A 16,498-nucleotide genomic window follows, 5' to 3' on the forward strand; every position below is an offset into this window, starting at 1 on the left:
GTCTACTCCGCCGCCAGCAGGGCCGGAGCCATGCGCTGGGCGCTGAGCTCGGCCATCGTCGCGCTGGCGCGCGCAATCGGGTTGTTCAGATAGGGGTCGACCACGGCCGAGGTGAAGGCGACATCGCCCAGTTCGCCCTTGGCGCCCAGGCCAGCCACGTCGAACGACCCGGCCGGAGCCAGGTAGTCAATTCGACCAAAGGTCGGGTGGTCCGTCATCAACTTTTGACGAACCTGATCAAGCGTGTCGTACGGCAGGGTGTGGCCGACGCGTTCCGACAGGGCGCGGATGATGGCCCAGTCTTCCTTGGCGTCGCCCTTGGGGAAGACGGCGCGTTCGCCCATCTGAACCCGACCTTCGGTGTTGACGTAGAGGCCCGACTTCTCGGTCCAGGCGGCGGCCGGCAGGATGACGTCGGCGGTGTGAGCGCCCCGGTCGCCGTGGCTGCCCAGGTAGATCTTGAAGGCCTTCGACGGACCGGTCTCGATCTCGTCGGCGCCGAGCAGGAAGAGCACGTCGAGCGCGCCCGGCTGGACCATGTCGTGGGCCGTCAGACCACCAGTCGCGGGCACGAAGCCCATGTCCAGTCCGCCGACGCGTGCGGCGGCGTGGTGCAGGATATTGAAGCCATTCCAGCCGTCCTTCACGACGCCGAGCTTGGCCGCCAGCTTGCCGAGCGCGTTCAGAACCTTGGCGCCGTCCGGCCCCGACAGGGCGCCGGCGCCGACCACGATGGCGGGGCGTTCGGCGTTCGAAAGCGCGTCGGCGGCGGCCTTCGGCAGCTTGGCCAGCGTCTTCGTGCCACGGCCGACGACATCATAGTCGTAGGTCAGGTCGGCGCTGTCGCCGATGACGCCGACGCGGGTCTTGCCGGCCAACCAGCTCTTGCGAATCCGCTGGTTGAGCAGCGGCGCCTCGGTGCGCGGATTGACGCCCACCAGCAGGATGGAGTCGGCCTCTTCCAGCCCTTGCAGGCCCGTGTTGAACAGCCAGCCCTCGCGCGGGCCATAGCCCAGGACCGAACCGTCCTGGCGGCAGTCGGTGTTCGACGATCCCAGCGCACGGAACAGGTCCAGCGCCGCCTTCATCGATTCCGCGTCCTGCAGGTCGCCGGCGATGACGCCGATCCTGTCGGCCGAGGCGGCCGTCAGCTTCGACGCGACGACGTTCAGCGCCTCGTCCCAAGAGGCGGCGCGCAGCTTGCCGTTTTCACGGACATAGGGGCGGTCCAGGCGACGCGCCTGCAGGCCGTCGACGACGTAGCGGCTCTTGTCCGACAGCCACTCTTCGTTGATGCCCTCGTGCACGCGCGGCAGGATGCGCATGACCTCGGCGCCCTTGGACTGGGCCGAGATGTTGGAGCCCAGGGCGTCCATGACGTCGATGGTCTCGGTCTTCTTCAGTTCCCACGGACGATAGTGGAACTGCCACGGACGGTGGGTCAGGGCGCCGACGGGGCACAGGTCGTTGACGTTGCCCGACAGCTCGGAGTTCACCGCCTGTTCGAGATAGGTCGTGATCTCGGCGTCCTCGCCGCGCGAGATCATGCCGATGTCCGGCACGCCCGCCACTTCACTGATGAAGCGCACGCAACGGGTGCACTGGATGCACCGCGTCATGAAGGTCTTGATGGTCGGACCCATGTGCTTTTCTTCGACCGCGCGCTTGTTCTCCGCATAGCGGGAACCGTCGCGGCCATAGCCCATGGCCTGATCCTGCAGGTCGCACTCGCCGCCCTGGTCGCAGATGGGGCAGTCGAGCGGGTGGTTGATGAGCAGGAACTCCATCACCCCTTCGCGCGCCTTCTTCACCATCGGCGTGTCGGTGAAGATCATCTGGCCTTCGGCGGCCGGAAGGGCGCACGAAGCCTGGGGCTTGGGCGGTCCGGGCTTCACCTCGACAAGACACATGCGGCAGTTGCCGGCGATCGACAGTCGCTCGTGATAGCAGAAGCGCGGGATCTCGTGCCCGGCGCGCTCGGCGACCTGGAGCACGGTCATGCCGGGCTCGAACTCGACTTCGACGCCGTTGACCTGGGCGACGGGCATCAGCGGACCTCTTCTTCAGCGCGGACGACCTCGGTGGCCGTCTGCGTCGTGCCATCAGGCAACGTCTGGGTGATCTCGATCTCGTCGCCACGGATGGCGTAGCGGACGACCGGATCGCCGGATTCATTCATCCACCGCACGGCGGCGGGGTCGGGCAGTTCAAGCGGCTTCCACACGACCAGACCGTCGGCGGCGCGGCATTGGGCCTTCATGACCCCGCCGTCGACCGGCGCGCGCCACTGGGCGTTGACGACATCGCCCTCGATGCCGGTCAGTTCGATGGCGGCGATCTCCTGGCCGTGGATGGCAGCGAGACCGGCCTTGCACACGCGGCGCAGGTCGACGGCCGTCAGCACGGCGGGCGTCTGGGCCACGGCGTCGGACACGGGCGCGTCGGCGGCGACGATCTCCGTCGGCGTCGGCTCGGCCTTCTCCGGCGCCTGGTTGCAGGCGGCCAGAGCGGCCACGGCCACGGTCAGGATAAGCGCAGTCCGCATCCCCTACTCCGCCGCGATGGCGTGGCCGGCGAAGTTCGCGCGGCGTGAGCGGTAGGCCGAGATGCGATCTTCGATCTCGTGGCGGAAGTGACGGATCAGGCCCTGGACCGGCCAGGCGGCGGCGTCGCCAAGGGCGCAGATGGTGTGACCCTCGACCTGACCGGCGACGTCGAGCAGCAGGTCGATCTCCGACGGATCGGCCTCGCCCACGGCCATGCGTTCCAGCACGCGCCACATCCAGCCCGTACCCTCGCGGCACGGCGTGCACTGGCCACAGCTCTCATGCTTGTAGAAATAGCTGATGCGGGCGATCGCCTTCACCAGGTCGGTGTCGTTGTCCATGACGATGACGGCGGCGGTGCCGAGGCCCGACTTCATCTCGCGCAGGCTGTCGAAGTCCATCAGCGCCGTCTCGGACATCTCGCGCGTGATAAGCGGCACGGAGACGCCGCCCGGGATCACGGCCTTCAGGTTGCCCCAGCCGCCGCGAACGCCGCCGCAATGCTCTTCCAGCAGCTGACGCAGCGGGATCGACATGGCCTCTTCGACATTGCACGGGCGGTTCACGTGGCCCGAGATCGACATCAGCTTGGTGCCGGTGTTGTTGGCGCGACCGAAGCCGGCGAACCATTCGGCGCCGCGACGAAGGATCGTGCCGACGACGGCGATCGATTCGACGTTGTTCACCGTGGTCGGGCAGCCGTAGAGGCCGGCGCCGGCCGGGAACGGCGGCTTCAGGCGCGGCTGGCCCTTCTTGCCTTCCAGCGATTCCAGCAGGGCGGTCTCTTCGCCGCAGATGTAGGCGCCCGCGCCGTGGTGGATGTAGACGTCGAAGTCCCAGCCGTGAACGTTGTTCTTGCCGATCAGCTTGGCTTCATAAGCCTGCTTGACCGCCGCCTCCATGCGCTCGCGCTCGAGCACATATTCGCCGCGCAGATAGATGTAGCAGGCGTGGGCCTGCATCGCGAAGGAGGCGATCAGGCAGCCTTCGATCAGCAGGTGGGGATCATGACGCATGATCTCCCGGTCCTTGCAGGTGCCGGGCTCGGACTCGTCGGCGTTGACGACGAGGTAGTGAGGACGATCCTTCACCTCCTTGGGCATGAAGGACCACTTCAGGCCGGTGGAGAAGCCCGCGCCGCCACGGCCGCGCAGGCCGGAGTTCTTGACGTTGGTGATGAGCCAGTCGCGGCCCATGTCCAGCATGTCCCTGGTCGCGTTCCAGCAGCCGCGGTTCTTCGCCCCTTCCAGGCCCCAGTCCTGGAGCCCGTACAGGTTGGTGAAGATACGATCCTTGTCTTGCAGCAGACCGGCCATCAGCGGAGGCCCTCCACGGCCTGAACCGCCAACGCCCTTGCCGCGCGGGCGCGAGAGTTCGCTGCGACGATCGCCGGTCTGGCGCTCGGCTGGCGGAGGCGGACGCTGGCCGCCTGAATTCGAGGGTGTCTGATCAGGCGCATTCGGGGAACCGGCGGGAGAAGACGGAGGGGACGGCGCGGTTGGCGTCGGCGAAACGGGCTGTGCGGAGGCTCCACCCAAGGGCAGAGCGCTGGCGCCCATCATATTGGCCATGAACAGGCCGGCGACGCCGCGCTTCGGATGTTTCGATGTCACGACGGTCCCCCGAACGTCTTGAGATCATGGAGTGTGCACGCACCGTCGGACAATCACGCGACGGTTCGCCGTGGGCGAGAACCAGGACGCTCATCGGGCGGCTCCGTCGAGCTCGGCCAGACGGCGGCGGTGATAGCGGGTGCGAAGAAAGATGGCGGCCAGCATCATGGCCCAGCCGCCGCCGAGCGCGACATAGCCGGCCAGCTGAACCGTGGGACCGAGGCCACCCGCGCGCTCTGCGGACCAGACCAGGACGGCACCGAGCAGCACCAGTCCGAAGCCGACGAGACGCGGCATGCGCCCCACGGTGCGCAGCTCGGCGCGATAGGCTGCGACCTTGGCGTCGGCCTGGGGATCGGGGGCGGTCACGCTGGAACCGGCGCGGGGTCGGAGTTCGGCAGCTTGGTGATCGGCTTGGCCGCCGAGCCGTCATAGAGCTTGGGATCGGTCAGGGTCAGGGCCCCGCCCTCCGGCGCCGAGTTGACGCGGTCGACGCGCGGGCCGGGCTTAGGCGTCTTGCCGGCGGCGAAGTCGTCGATGATCTGGTTCATGTCCGAGGCCGTCAGGTCCTCGAAATAGTAGTCGTTGATCATGGCCATCGGCGCGTTGACGCAGGCGCCCAGGCACTCGACCTCTTCCCAGTAGAACTTGCCGTCGGCGGATAGGGTCTGTTTCTCGCCGATCCGGCTCTTGCAGACCTTCATCAGCTCACCGGCGCCGCGCAGCATGCAGGGCGTGGTGCCGCAGACCTGAATCAGGGCGGCCGAGCCGACCGGCTCCAGCATGAACATGGTGTAGAAGGTCGCGACCTCCAGCACCCGGATGTAGGCCATGCCCAGCAGCTCGGCGATGGCGCGCAAGGACGGCTCGGAGACCCAGCCCTCCTGCTTCTGGACCAGCCAAAGGATCGGGATCACCGCCGACTGGCGACGATCGGCCGGGTATTTGGCGATCCACCACTCGGCCTTCTTCATCGTCTCCTTCGAGAAGGCGAACGAGGCCGGCTGTTCCTTGGCGAGACGACGAACGCTCATGCTCTACCCATCCAACGATTCAGGCGCGCGCCCCAGACCGCCTTGCCGGCGTTCGCGAGGTCGCGGGAAAGCCAGGACATCGGCGGCACGAACCGCACGGCCAGCTGGCTGAGAAAAATGAAGCCGCTCATCCAGACGATCGAGCGCAGGTTGGCCTCCAGAAAGCCCCTGCCCTCGGCCAGATAGCCGGCACGATACGCCCCGCGCACGAGGGTCACGCCCGCGATGCCCGGCGTGGCGATGACGGCGGAGGCCAGGGCGAACTTCGCCGAACCCATGATCTCGCGACGGCGCGGCGAGAAGAAGAACTGCACTAGCACGCCGGACAGCAGGAAGCCGACGAAGGCGATGACCTGCGGCGGGGTGAAGACGGGATCGACGATGAAGGCGCTCATGAGAAGGCCTGCTTCTTCAGAGACACAACACGCGCCTGAGCGCGACGGACGCCAGGGATCAAGAAGCGGGCCAAGACGCAGACGACGCACAGGACAAGCAGCGCCGGCAGCCACCAGACCTGCTCACGCAGCGTCGGGAAGTTCCATCCGACAACGATCATCACCAGAAACGGCGCGACTGTGCCGGCCACGAGCAGTTCGTCGCGCAACCGACCCATGCGGCCGCCCGGATGCATGGCATTCCGGGGATCGTGCATGTTGGCGACGAAGATCACACCGCCGATCATGACCAGACCGGCGACGATGACAGTGCCCAGGGTGATGTCGGCGAACAGCTCGGTCACTAGCGGTCGACCTCGCCGAAGACGATGTCGAGCGAGCCCAGGATGGCGGAGACGTCGGCCAGCATGTGGCCGCGGTTCATCCAGTCCATCGCCTGAAGGTGGCGGAAGCCGGGGGCGGAGATCTTGCAGCGGTACGGCTTGTTGGTGCCGTCACTGACCAGATAGACGCCGAACTCGCCCTTGGGCGCCTCGACGGCGGCGTAGACCTCACCTTCCGGCGTGTGGAAGCCTTCGGTGTAGAGCTTGAAGTGGTGGATCAGGGCTTCCATCGACCGCTTCATCTCACCACGCTTGGGCGGGACGATCTTGTTGTCCTCCACCATGACCGGATCGCCCGGGCAGTTGCGCAGCTTGTGAATGCACTGCTCCATGATGTGGAGCGACTGCTTCATCTCTTCGACGCGGCAGAGGTAACGGTCCCAGCAGTCGCCGTTCTTGCCGACGACGATGTCGAACTCCATCTCGGCATAGCATTCGTAGGGCTGCGACTTGCGCAGATCCCAGGCGATGTCGGAGCCGCGCAGCATGACACCGGAGAAGCCCCATTGCAGGGCCTGTTCCTTGGACACCACGCCGATGTCGACGTTGCGCTGCTTGTAGATGCGGTTCTCGGTGACCAGGCTCTCGATGTCGTCGAGGTCCTTGGGGAAGTCGACGATGAATCGCGCGATGTCGTCGATCAGGTCCATCGGCAGGTCCTGATGAACGCCGCCGGGACGGAAATAGTTGGCGTGCAGGCGCGCGCCGCAGGCCCGCTCGTAGAAGACCATCAGCTTCTCGCGCGGCTCGAAGCCCCACAGAGGCGGCGTGAGGGCCCCGACGTCGAGCGCCTGGGTCGTCACGTTCAGCAGGTGCGACAGAAGGCGGCCGATCTCCGAATAGAGCACCCGGATCAGCTGAGCGCGGTACGGAACCTCGATGCCCAGCAGCCGCTCGATGGCCAGGCAGAAGGCGTGCTCCTGGTTCATCGGCGAGACGTAGTCCAGCCGGTCGAAGTAGGGGATGTTCTGGAGGTAGGTGCGCGACTCCATCAGCTTTTCGGTGCCGCGGTGGAGCAGGCCGATGTGCGGATCGACGCGTTCGACGACCTCGCCGTCCAGCTCCAGCACCAGACGCAGCACGCCGTGCGCGGCCGGGTGTTGCGGGCCGAAGTTGATGGTGAACTTGCGGTCGTCCATCTCCTTGGCGTGGTCGGTGCGGTAGTCCGCGAAGGCGTCCACGTCGTGCGAGATGTGACCCAGGTCGTCGGCAACCACGTCCAGCGAAGCGCGGTCAGGGGTCGCGTTGGCGATCTTCATGTCGTCAGCCATCAGGCCTTGCCTCCCGAAGGCGTGCCGGCCGAGCCGACGGCCTTCTCGTCGCCCGGCAGGACCGGCGCAGGATACTCGGCGCCTTCCCACGGGGAGAGGAAGTCGAAGTTCCGATATTCCTGGGTCAGCTTGACGGGCTCATAGACCACCCGCTTCTGCTCTTCGTCGTAGCGGACCTCGACATAGCCCGTCATCGGGAAGTCCTTGCGCAGGGGATGCCCCTGGAAGCCGTAGTCGGTCAGGAGCCGGCGAAGGTCCGGGTGGTTCGAGAACAGCATCCCGTACATGTCGAACGCCTCGCGCTCGAACCAGTTGGCCGAGGGGTAGACTTCGATCACGCTGGGGACGGGCTGGATCTCGTCGGTCGTGACCTTGACCCGGATGCGGGCGTTCCGCGTCAGCGACAACAAATGGTAGACCACCTCGAACCGCTCGGCGCGATCCGGATAGTCGACGCCGCAGACGTCCAGCAGCTGCTGGAAGCCGAAACGGTCACGCAGCGAGGTCAGGACCTCGACGATCCGGTCGCGGTGGCAGACGATCGTCAGCTCGCCCCAGGCCACGGTCGCATCGACCTGCAGCTCTGCGACCATCTCCTGGCCCAGCGGGGTCAGGATCTCGGCGTTCCGCGCAACGGCGGCGAGATGACCGCTCATCGTTCGATGGTCCCGGTGCGACGGATCTTCTTCTGCAGCTGCAGCAGGCCATAGACCAGCGCCTCCGCCGTCGGCGGACAGCCGGGGACGTAGACGTCCACCGGAACGATCCGGTCGCAACCGCGCACGACACTGTAGCTGTAGTGGTAGTAGCCGCCGCCGTTGGCGCAGGAACCCATGGACAGGACGTAGCGGGGGTCCGGCATCTGGTCGTAGACCTTGCGCAGGGCCGGAGCCATCTTGTTGGTCAGGGTGCCGGCGACGATCATCAGGTCCGACTGACGCGGGCTGGCGCGCGGGGCCATGCCGAACCGCTCCAGATCATAGCGCGGCATCGACGCCTGGATCATCTCCACGGCGCAGCAGGCCAGACCGAAGGTCATCCACATCAAGGAGCCCGTGCGGGCCCAGTTGATGACGTCGTCCAGCGAGGCCGTCAGGAAGCCCTGCTCGGTAACCTCGGTGTTGACCGCCTCGAAGAACTTGTCGTGAATCTTGGGGTCATAGCCTTCGACCGTCGAACGCCCGCCCTGACCATAGGCAGTCGGCAGGGGCGAGGACGGGGCGATCACGCCGCCGGTCACACCCGTAAGGGGGGGAGAGATCACTGCCATTCCAGCGCGCCCTTCTTCCATTCGTAGATGAAGCCGACCGTCAGGACGCCCAGGAAGGCCATCATCGACCAGAAGGCGAAGATCATGCCGCCACGGGTCAGGTCGAACATCGACACGGCCCAGGGGAACAGGAAGGCCACTTCCAGGTCGAAGATGATGAACAGGATCGACACGAGATAGAACCGCACGTCGAACTTCATCCGCGCGTCATCGAAGGCATTGAAGCCGCACTCGTAGGCCGAAAGCTTTTCCGAGTCGGGGCTGGACGGCGCCATGGACCACGAGGCGACCATGAAGCCGACACCGATCACGACGGCGATCACGACGAAGATCACGATCGGCAGATACTGAAGGAGAAATGCGTTCATAGAATTGGGTCCATGCCGCGTGGGAGGGCGGCGGATTCGGCGCTTTCTAGACCCAACCCGGCGACGGTTCAAACCCAAGCGGCGAAAGGATTTTTCTTGCGAACGGTTCGCAGAAATTCGAGGTTTTCGCGGGTACGCGGACCGGTTTTCGGACAACTCGGAAATCTGTCGAAATCGTCCAAAAGGTCGTTGACAGGGAACAGCCCCCCCGCCTAAACGACGCCCCTCGCCGCCGAGGAAACGACGCAGCGGGAAACGCGGGTGTAGCTCAGTTGGTTAGAGTGCCGGCCTGTCACGCCGGAGGTCGCGGGTTCGAGTCCCGTCACTCGCGCCACTTTCTGTGATTGCAGAAAGTGGCGCGCGCCCCGCCCCCATTTGATCTTCAAGACCAGACAGCCGTCCTTGCGCTGGTCGACGACTGCAAATCCAACGCGTCGAGAACCGCCAACGCTGCAAACGCGACGTGCGAATCGCGCAGAGACCGCGCCTATTCTCCGGGCGCCGTCCGCATCTGCACGCGGACCGAATGCGCCATGGCGGAGGCGACCGCACCTAGCCTTCCCTGACCGGAAATCTGGCTCTGTTCCGCGCCATAGACGCCACTGAGAAAGGCCAGGTCCCAATTGGTCAGGGTCGCTGGCGCGCGTGCAGTATCCTCGAACAGATTCAGGATCGTATCGTAGCCGCGAGGTTGCGCCTCCGGGTCGACCTGAACCAGCGCGATCATGGTCAGATAGGCGGCCAGCTGATCGGTCGTAACCCCGCCGATTCTGTCCACATCGACCACGATGATGACCTGGGCCAGGTCGTCCCGAAGATCGTTTCGCAGAAGCGAGGCGGTCACGATCCTCCGGTTATCGCCGAAGTCGTTCGGGCTCGTGAGATCCCCCGACGGCGCAAACGGCTCATCTCCCGGAGCCCGGTTCGCCGCGATTCCCGTATCGCGATCCACCGGAATGCTGACGTGCCACCAGCGCACCGCCGCGTCGGTGTTCTGGAACCGCGCCAGGGCTCGCGAGCCCCGATTGGAGCCGGACATGTTCAGCCTGAACTCACGGCGCCGCGAGGCGACCATCGCCCGGGTCGTTTCGTTGGCGTCGACCGTGAAGGTGATAAAGACCCGCGGTTCGCAGCCCGGCCCGCCCAAACGGACGCCGAGACCTTCGGCCGTCGCTGAAATCCGCTCGATGATCTGTTCGGCCGCGTCGCGCTGCAGATTGCCGACACCGATGCAAAGCGTTTGCCGCCAGGACGCCGCGCCGCTGCCCACCACGGGCGCCGCCACCTCATCGACGAACGCGACCGTCGCTTCACGCAATGGGCGGCCAAGCACGACGATGTCGTCGACTGGCGTCTCATCCTGGCTGCCGGCGAGCGGCCGGCTCGCCTGCTCAGTGGCGGTCGCACCGCTCAATACAGCGGCGACGGCCAGCGCCACGATCCCGAACCCCATGAAAAGCTCCCAACTGATCAGCGCACAGGACGCGGGCAGTTGGAGATCAAGTCAAGCCCCGGTTGTGCGGCAAGACGCTCAGTGAACCGCCAGTTCCTCACCCGGCGTCACGAACTCCGGCCGGCCGCTGACCTCGCCGTAGGTCATGCAGAGGTCCTCGAAGACGCGGTTCCAGGCGAAGGTCTCGACCGTGTGCACCCGCGCTGCGGCGCCGATGGCTTCGATGTCGCGTTCGAACAGGGCCTCGATGGCCGCGGCATAGTCCGAGGGGTCGGCGCTGCGAGAGAGCTGGCCCACGCTGTCGTTGACCGTCTCGGCAACGCCGCCGGCGTTGACGCCGACGACCGGGCGACCGCAGGCCATGGCCTCCAGCACGATCAGGCCGAAGGGCTCCTTGTCGTTGGCGTGGACGAAGGCGTCGCAGCTGGCGATGATGCGGGCCACGGCCTTGGGATCGCGCTCGTAAGGCAGGGCGATGACGCGGTCCTCGGCGGGCATCCCCTGCCCCGCCCCGACCAGGACGAGGTGATAGGGGGCGCCCAGCTTCTGGACCGCCTCGATCAGGACATCGATATTCTTCTCGCGCGCCGGACGGCCTGCGAAGCACAGCAGGCGCGCGCTGGCGGGCAGGCCCAGCTTCTTCAGTAGCCAGTTCCGATCGCCCCGATCCGGGCGGAAGGTGTCGATCTCGACGCCCAGCGGGCGGATGACGATGTCCTGGATGCCGGCCTCTTCCAGGCGGCGGGCGATGAAGCGGCTGGGCGAGATGACGCGGTCGAACTGGCCGAACAGGCGGGCCCAGCGTTTCTCGACGGGCTTCTTGGCCCATTCGCCGAAGTGGAGCGCGGCCAGACCCGCCGGATCGGAGTGGCAGAAGCCGACGACCGGGCAACCGGCGCGCTGGCCTGCCTCCAGGGCACCCTGCCCCGGCGTATAGGGGTCGCCCGCCTCGATCAGCGAGGGCTTCATGGAGGCGACCCAGGCGCCCCAGCGTTTGACCGACGAGGGCCAGCGATAGCCGTCGCCGAACGGCAGCTTGGTGGCGTGCAGCTTGATGATGCCGTCCGAGCCTGCCTGATGACGAGCGCCAGGCACGACCAGAGAGTGGGCCACGCCCGGACGATTCGCCTCGATCCAGGCCTTCTTCGACAGCAGGTAGCGTTTCACCCCGCCTGAGCGCGGCGCGTACAGCATGGTCGTGTCGACCATGCGCGGCCGAGCGTCCTGGGTAGAAGCCCTCAGCACCCTGAGCGTTTCGGCGACTTCCTCGTCCCAGCCCGGAATGAGCCGCAGCTCTCCTTCGTGAACGTCGAGGTCGGTCATGCTCATGGGGTCGTGCTCCGGGGCGGTCGGCGGCTGAACGCGCGTCCGTCGAGATTGGATGCGTGCGGACGATTTGGGCCGGGCCATAAATCGCCCCTACGCCTGAGCTTGGCGAAGCTCAAGCCTGATCGTCGGTCTCACCCGGCGGGGGGATGACGATCCCCCGCCGGGTCAGGGATTCCCGCAAAAGAATCTCCACCTGCGCATTCACAGACCGCAGTTCCGCCGCCGCCAGCCGCTCGACCGCCGTCATCACCCCGGTCGAGGCGCGCATCAGGAAGGGCTTGCGGACCTTGGCCACGGCCTAGCCGTAGAGGGTGCCGGTGTTGACCACGGGCTGGGCCTCGCGGTCGGCGCACAGCACCACCAGCAGGTTGGAGACCATGGCGGCCTTGCGGTCCTCGTCCAGTTCCACGACGCCGCGCTCGCCCAGATCCTTCAGCGCGCTTTCGACCATGCCGACGGCGCCGCGCACGATCAGGCGGCGTGCCGACAGGATGGCCTCGGCCTGCTGACGACGCAGCATGGCCCCGGCGATCTCGGGCGCATAGGCCAGGTGGGCCAGACGCGCCTCGTCGACGGCGACGCCCGCCACGCGCACCCGGTTGGCCAGTTCGTCGCGCAGGCGACCGGCGACATCCTCGGCGTCGGCGCGCAGGGTCAGCTCCTGCTGGACGCCCTCCTCTTCCTCGCCATGGTCGTAGGCGTAGTGGGAGGCGATATCGCGCAGGCCCGTGTCGATCTGGATGTTCACGAAGGCCTGATAGTCGTCGACGTCGAACAAGGCCTGGGCCGAATCCTCGACGCGCCAGACCACGTTGGCGGCGATCTCGACCGGGCTGCCGCGCTTGTCATTCACCTTCAGCTTGTCGGAGGTGATGTTCCGGGCGCGGAAGGAAATCTTCTTCCTCGTGTACCAAGGCAGGACCCAGCGCAGACCGGTGGTTCGATCCGTGCCGCGGTAGGATCCGAACAGCAGAATCGCCGCGCCCTCGTTGGGCTGCAGGGCATAGAGGCCGCACAGCAGGAACAATCCGACCACGGCCAGAACGATGCCGCCGACGACATACAGCGCCACATCCGGCCCCTGGACCACGGCCACGGGCCCCAGAATGATCAGCCCAATGCCGACCAGCAGCATCAGTATGCCGTTAGCCGTCTGCGCGGGCCGCTCCTTCGAGATTGTGCGTTGATCGGTCATTTCGCCCTCCATTTCGATATAAAAGTGATATCACTCTTCAAAGGACACAGCAACGCTTTCAGTGACCTCCGGTCGCCCGGATCCATAGGTTCGGCCTTGCATTCGCCTCAAATTCGCGAAACTTGAGACAGGTCGCGATGCCGCTGTTAGAAGGCGCGCGGCGCCCGTGCGCGTGTCCACTTGGGGTGATTTCTCGAATGCGTAGACTGTTTGCGACCGCGGTGGCGCTTGCCCCTCTCATGGCGGCCGCAGGGGCGCATGCAGAGGTCGTCATCTCGACCGCTCGGACGACGCCCATCGTCACCTCGACCGCGACAGGTACGGCGCGCGACGATATCCGCCTGGCCACCGGCGGTTCGATCGCCGTGAACACCGGCGCGGCCATCACGGTCGATTCGAACAACAGCGTCGATCTGGACGCCGGCTCCAACATCACCATGGCCAACTCGGCCGATGGATCGACCGCGATCCTGGTCGGGCCGAACGCCACCGCCGCCAATATCACCATCGGCAGCACGATCACGGTCACCGACAGCATCGACACCTATGCCGACAGCGACAACGACGGCGATCTGGACGGCCCGATCGCGGCCGGCGCCAACCGCTATGGCCTGCGTCTGACGGGCCCGACCGCCCTGACCGGCAATATTCTCGTCGAGAGCGGCGGGGCGATCCTGGCCGAGGGCGCCAATGCTCGCGCCATCTCGATCGAGCGCGGTCTGACCGGCAACGTGACCACCTTCGGCTCGCTGCGCGCCGTCGGCGACAACGCCATCGCCTACTCCCAGACCGGCAACGTCTCCGGCGCGGTCAATCTGGGCGGCCCCGTCACGGCCCAAGGCGCCGGCGTCAACGCCGTCAACGTCCAGGGTGACATCGGCGGCCGCCTGACGCTGCAAGGCGACATGGCCGCGACCGGCTATCGCTACACCACCCGTCCCAGTGACGCGGCCCTGGCCCTGCTGGACGCCGACGACCTGCTGCAGGGCGGCTCGGCCGTCGTGATCGGCGGGAACGTGGGCGGCGGTCTGGTCCTGGATGCGCGTCCGGCCGATCTGATCACCGACGTCGCCACCACGCCCAGCACAACGGACGAGGACGGCGACGGCATCGCCGACGCCTCCGAAGGCAATCTGATCATCAACAGCTACGGCGGGGCCGCGGCCCTGACGGTCGGCTCGGCGACGCGCGGCATCACCCTGGGCGCGGCCGGAACCACGGCGACCACCAACTACGGCCTGATCAACAAGGGCAACATCAACGGCGACGGCGTCTACGACAACATCGCCGGCCTCGGCATGCAGCTGGGCGTCACGGGCGGCCAGACGGTCAGCATCGCCGGCGGTGTCCGCAACGAGGGCGGCATCAGCGCCATCGGGCGCAACGGCGGCGGCACGGCCGTCTCGATCGGCGCCGGCGTCACCACGCCCCGGTTCGACAACATCGGCACCATCACCGCCGGCGTTTCCAGCACCAAGACCAACTCGGACGCCACCGGGATCAACATCGCGGCGGGCGCCAACCTGCCGAGCCTGTTCAACAACGGCACCATCCTGGCCACCGCCGGCGGCGGCATCTCGAACGTCAACGCCATCCGCGACCTGTCCGGCACCCTGACCTCGATCCAGAACGCCGGCGTGATCCAGGGCTCGCTGGTCGCCAACGAGGCCGGCGATCCGCTTACCGGCACGGTCACCGCGATCGACGTTTCCGCCAATACGACGGGCGTGACCCTGCGCCAGTTCGGCGAGACCAGCACGCCGACAGCCACAGATACCGACACCGACGGCGACGGTGTGACCGATTCCAACGAGCCGGTGCTGATCGGCGCGATCAAGTTCGGCTCCGGTGCCGACCTCCTGAGCCTCGAGAACGGCGCGATGGCCGGAGCCGTCTCGTTCGGCGCCGGGGCGGACCGGCTGAACATCACCGGCGGCGGCGTCCTGACCGGCGCGATCACGGACACCGACGGCCTGCTGGACATTAATGTCGCCAACGGCACCCTCGACGCCCGTCAGACCACCCGCACCAACCTGACCAGCCTGACCGTCGGCGCGACCGGAAACCTGATCGTCACCGTCGATCCCGCGGCCGGCAACACCTCCGGCTTCCGCGTCAACGGCGCGGTGAACATGGCGAACGGGGCCGACCTCGGCGTCCGCTTCAACTCTCTGCTGACCGTCGCCCAACGGTTCACGGTCATCGACGGCAATAGCCTCAGCATCGGTACGATCGACCAGGCGGCGGTGCAGGCGAACTCGCCCTATCTCTACGTCGTCAGCGCGGGCGCCGATGTGGCCGCCGGTGACGTCTATATCGACGCGCGTCGCCGCACGGCCGCCGAAGCCGATCTGATCCCGGTCGAGGCCCAGGCGTTCGACGGCTTCTATGGCGCGCTCAGCTCCAGCGCCGTCCTGCGCGACGCCTTCCTGTCCGAGACGGGCCGTGACGGCTTCATCGACCTCTACGAGCAACTGCTGCCCGACCACTCGGGCGGTCCCCTGCTGTCGCTCGCGTCCGGTGTCGATGCGGTGACTCGCGCGCTTAGCGGCCGCAACGCCACGGTGGAGCCGGGCCAGACCTCAGCCTGGCTGCAGGAAATCAACTTCTACGCCGACAAGGACAAGACCGACACCTACGGCTTCCGGTCGGAAGGCTTCGGCGTCGCGGGCGGCCTCGAACGCGGGACGGGCCTGGGTGCCCTGGGTGTGTCCATCGCCTTCACCTCGTCGGACATCGAGGATCCCGAGGCCGAGGCCGAGGAAATCCTGTCGGCCAACCTGGTCGAGCTGGGCCTCTACTGGCGGGCCCAGGGCCAGGCCTGGAGCACCTGGGCGCGGGCCGCGGGCGGTTATGCGACCTTCGATTCGACCCGCCAGCTGGTGACCGAGAACATCAACCTGATCAACACCTCCAGCTGGAACGGCTTCACCCTGTCGCTGGGCGGCGGGGCGGCATACGAGAAGAATTTCGGTCGCCTCAGCATCCGGCCGGAAGTCTACGCCGAGTATTTCTCGCTCAGCGAGGACGCCCACACCGAACAGGGTCTGGAGCCTGGCTTCAACCTCGATATCGAGGACCGCGACGGTCACATGTTCACCGGCACGGCCGCGGTGAACATCGGCTACGGGTTCGGCGAGAACGGCTGGATCCGTCCAGAGGTTCGCCTGGGCTGGCGCCAGAACTTCTCGGTCGATCCGGGCGAGACCATCGCCCGCTTCGCCTCGGGCGGCTCGCCGTTCACCCTGACGCCGGAATCGATCGAGGGCGGCGGACCGATCGCGGGCTTCCACCTCAGCGTCGGCAACGACCTGGGCAAGATCTCGATCAGCGCCGATGCCGAGATGATCGAGGACTATGTCCGCTACACCCTTCTGCTGCGGGCCAGCTTCCGGTTCTGATCGACTTGATCGATTTGGTCGTCAGACCTGGTCGGTTTGACGATGCAAAACAGAGGCCGCCGGATCGCTCCGGCGGCCTTTTTTGTGCTTGGCGGTTGAACCCGGAGCGTTGGCCGGGCAGTTAGACGCCGTGGAATGGGCGGCTAGCTCAGCTGGTCAGAGCATCTCGTTTACACCGAGAGGGTCGGCGGTTCGAACCCGTCGCCGCCTACCACACCCGAGAAAAAGGCCGCCGGATCG

At 66.5% G+C, this 16,498-nt stretch carries 16 protein-coding genes and 2 tRNA genes; 3 read left to right on the forward strand and 15 right to left on the reverse strand.

Annotated features, from left to right (window positions below):
- Positions 1-2: 2 nt before the first annotated feature.
- The 11 genes from nuoG to ndhC all read right to left on the reverse strand — a co-directional run bounded on the left by nuoG (position 3) and on the right by ndhC (position 8,880).
- Complete coding sequence (gene nuoG / locus ACW171_RS06855) at positions 3-2,048, reverse strand: NADH-quinone oxidoreductase subunit NuoG (protein WP_492096333.1); 2,046 nt, start codon at positions 2,046-2,048, stop codon at positions 3-5.
- Positions 2,048-2,545 (reverse strand): hypothetical protein, encoded by a 498-nt coding sequence (locus tag ACW171_RS06860; RefSeq protein ID WP_492096334.1) that lies wholly within the window; start codon positions 2,543-2,545, stop codon positions 2,048-2,050. Before ACW171_RS06860 ends, nuoG begins: the two co-directional genes overlap by 1 nt.
- Positions 2,546-2,548: 3 nt before the next feature.
- Positions 2,549-3,862 carry an NADH-quinone oxidoreductase subunit NuoF gene (gene nuoF / locus ACW171_RS06865; protein ID WP_492096335.1) on the reverse strand — a complete coding sequence of 438 codons (1,314 nt, stop codon included), beginning with the start codon at positions 3,860-3,862 and terminating at the stop codon, positions 2,549-2,551.
- A gap of 387 nt (positions 3,863-4,249) precedes the next feature.
- Complete coding sequence (locus ACW171_RS06870; protein WP_492096336.1) at positions 4,250-4,528, reverse strand: hypothetical protein; 279 nt, start codon at positions 4,526-4,528, stop codon at positions 4,250-4,252.
- Complete coding sequence (nuoE, locus tag ACW171_RS06875) at positions 4,525-5,193, reverse strand: NADH-quinone oxidoreductase subunit NuoE (RefSeq protein WP_492096337.1); 669 nt, start codon at positions 5,191-5,193, stop codon at positions 4,525-4,527. The genes ACW171_RS06870 and nuoE overlap by 4 nt, the downstream gene beginning before the upstream one ends.
- Positions 5,190-5,588 (reverse strand): hypothetical protein, encoded by a 399-nt coding sequence (locus ACW171_RS06880; RefSeq protein ID WP_492096338.1) that lies wholly within the window; start codon positions 5,586-5,588, stop codon positions 5,190-5,192. The genes nuoE and ACW171_RS06880 overlap by 4 nt, the downstream gene beginning before the upstream one ends.
- Positions 5,585-5,932 (reverse strand): hypothetical protein, encoded by a 348-nt coding sequence (locus tag ACW171_RS06885; protein WP_492096339.1) that lies wholly within the window; start codon positions 5,930-5,932, stop codon positions 5,585-5,587. The genes ACW171_RS06880 and ACW171_RS06885 overlap by 4 nt, the downstream gene beginning before the upstream one ends.
- On the reverse strand, positions 5,932-7,110 hold the full coding sequence (locus tag ACW171_RS06890; protein WP_492096599.1) for an NADH-quinone oxidoreductase subunit D: 1,179 nt from the start codon (positions 7,108-7,110) through the stop codon (positions 5,932-5,934). Before ACW171_RS06890 ends, ACW171_RS06885 begins: the two co-directional genes overlap by 1 nt.
- A 131-nt stretch (positions 7,111-7,241) precedes the next feature.
- The gene (locus ACW171_RS06895; RefSeq protein ID WP_492096340.1) at positions 7,242-7,898 is read right to left on the reverse strand and encodes an NADH-quinone oxidoreductase subunit C; all 657 of its coding nucleotides are present in this window, start codon (positions 7,896-7,898) and stop codon (positions 7,242-7,244) included.
- Positions 7,895-8,533 carry a NuoB/complex I 20 kDa subunit family protein gene (locus ACW171_RS06900; protein ID WP_492096341.1) on the reverse strand — a complete coding sequence of 213 codons (639 nt, stop codon included), beginning with the start codon at positions 8,531-8,533 and terminating at the stop codon, positions 7,895-7,897. The genes ACW171_RS06895 and ACW171_RS06900 overlap by 4 nt, the downstream gene beginning before the upstream one ends.
- Entirely contained in the window at positions 8,503-8,880 is a 378-nt protein-coding gene (ndhC, locus tag ACW171_RS06905) for an NADH-quinone oxidoreductase subunit A (RefSeq protein WP_492096342.1), read from the reverse strand. The genes ACW171_RS06900 and ndhC overlap by 31 nt, the downstream gene beginning before the upstream one ends.
- Positions 8,881-9,137: 257 nt before the next feature.
- Here ndhC and ACW171_RS06910 point away from each other — a divergent pair.
- A tRNA-Asp gene (locus ACW171_RS06910) sits at positions 9,138-9,214 on the forward strand.
- Between the two features lie 153 nt (positions 9,215-9,367).
- Here ACW171_RS06910 and ACW171_RS06915 read toward each other — a convergent pair.
- From ACW171_RS06915 to ACW171_RS06930, 4 genes are all read right to left on the reverse strand, one after another.
- On the reverse strand, positions 9,368-10,333 hold the full coding sequence (locus ACW171_RS06915) for a hypothetical protein (protein ID WP_492096343.1): 966 nt from the start codon (positions 10,331-10,333) through the stop codon (positions 9,368-9,370).
- Positions 10,334-10,411: 78 nt separating this feature from the next.
- Positions 10,412-11,662: a glycosyltransferase gene (locus ACW171_RS06920; protein ID WP_492096344.1), complete on the reverse strand. Its 1,251-nt coding sequence runs from the start codon at positions 11,660-11,662 to the stop codon at positions 10,412-10,414.
- A gap of 112 nt (positions 11,663-11,774) precedes the next feature.
- A complete protein-coding gene (locus ACW171_RS06925) occupies positions 11,775-11,957 on the reverse strand; it encodes a type II toxin-antitoxin system antitoxin (RefSeq protein WP_492096345.1) in 183 nt (60 codons plus the stop codon).
- A gap of 3 nt (positions 11,958-11,960) precedes the next feature.
- Positions 11,961-12,857, reverse strand: a complete 897-nt coding sequence (locus ACW171_RS06930; RefSeq protein WP_492096346.1) for an SPFH domain-containing protein — start codon at positions 12,855-12,857, stop codon at positions 11,961-11,963.
- Positions 12,858-13,054: 197 nt separating this feature from the next.
- Here ACW171_RS06930 and ACW171_RS06935 point away from each other — a divergent pair, with 197 nt between their 5' ends.
- Entirely contained in the window at positions 13,055-16,258 is a 3,204-nt protein-coding gene (locus tag ACW171_RS06935) for an autotransporter outer membrane beta-barrel domain-containing protein (RefSeq protein ID WP_492096347.1), read from the forward strand.
- Between the two features lie 137 nt (positions 16,259-16,395).
- Positions 16,396-16,472: transfer RNA gene (locus ACW171_RS06940), tRNA-Val, on the forward strand.
- The last annotated feature ends 26 nt before the right edge of the window (positions 16,473-16,498 follow it).

Source organism: Brevundimonas sp. FV1ye28 (assembly GCF_058681135.1).